The organism is Acidovorax sp. Root217, from assembly GCF_001428645.1.
In the GTDB taxonomy this organism is placed as follows: domain Bacteria; phylum Pseudomonadota; class Gammaproteobacteria; order Burkholderiales; family Burkholderiaceae_C; genus Acidovorax.
Genome location: NZ_LMIH01000032.1, coordinates 1 through 1,159, shown reverse-complemented (window position 1 = coordinate 1,159; position 1,159 = coordinate 1). Strand labels below are relative to the sequence as shown.

Genomic DNA, 1,159 nt, shown 5'->3' with positions numbered 1-1,159 from the left:
CACGTCAACGTGGGCACGATCGGCCACGTGGACCATGGCAAGACGACCCTGACGGCGGCCATCGCCACGGTGCTGTCTTCCAAGTTCGGCGGCGAAGCCAAGGCATACGACCAGATCGACGCAGCACCTGAAGAAAAGGCCCGCGGCATCACGATCAACACCGCACACGTGGAATACGAAACGGCCAACCGCCACTACGCCCACGTGGACTGCCCAGGTCACGCCGACTATGTGAAGAACATGATCACCGGCGCAGCCCAGATGGACGGCGCCATTCTGGTGTGCTCGGCCGCAGACGGCCCCATGCCCCAGACCCGTGAGCACATCCTGCTGGCCCGCCAGGTGGGTGTTCCTTACATCATCGTGTTCCTGAACAAGTGCGACATGGTTGACGACGAAGAGCTGCTCGAACTCGTCGAAATGGAAGTGCGCGAACTCCTGGACAAATACAACTTCCCAGGCGACGACACCCCGATCATCCGCGGTTCCGCCAAGCTCGCCCTGGAAGGCGACAAGGGTGCCCTGGGTGAAGAAGCCATCATGAAGCTGGCCGACGCACTGGACAACTACATCCCCACGCCAGAGCGCGCTGTGGACGGCGCCTTCCTGATGCCTGTGGAAGACGTGTTCTCGATCTCTGGCCGCGGCACCGTCGTGACCGGCCGTATCGAGCGCGGTATCGTCAAGGTCGGCGAAGAAATCGAAATCGTCGGCATCAAGGACACCGTCAAGACCACCTGCACCGGCGTGGAAATGTTCCGCAAGCTGCTGGACCAAGGCCAGGCTGGCGACAACGTTGGCCTGCTGCTGCGCGGCACCAAGCGTGAAGACGTGGAACGCGGCCAAGTGCTGTGCAAGCCCGGCTCGATCAAGCCACACACCCACTTCACGGCTGAAGTGTATGTGCTGAGCAAGGACGAAGGCGGCCGCCACACCCCGTTCTTCAACAACTACCGTCCCCAGTTCTACTTCCGCACGACCGACGTCACCGGCGCCATCGAGCTGCCAGCGGACAAGGAAATGGTCATGCCAGGCGACAACGTGTCGATCACTGTGAAGCTGATCAACCCCATCGCCATGGAAGAAGGCCTGCGCTTCGCCATCCGTGAAGGCGGTCGTACCGTCGGCGCCGGCGTCGTGGCCAAGATCATCGCCTAAT

Annotated in this window: 1 protein-coding gene; it reads left to right on the top strand. The window is 61.8% G+C overall.

What is annotated here, in order from left to right; all coding sequences use genetic code 11:
* The coding region (gene tuf / locus ASE31_RS25115; protein WP_157412657.1) for an elongation factor Tu at positions 1–1,158 on the top strand (1,158 nt) is incomplete at its 5' end.
* Position 1,159: the final 1 nt, after the last annotated feature.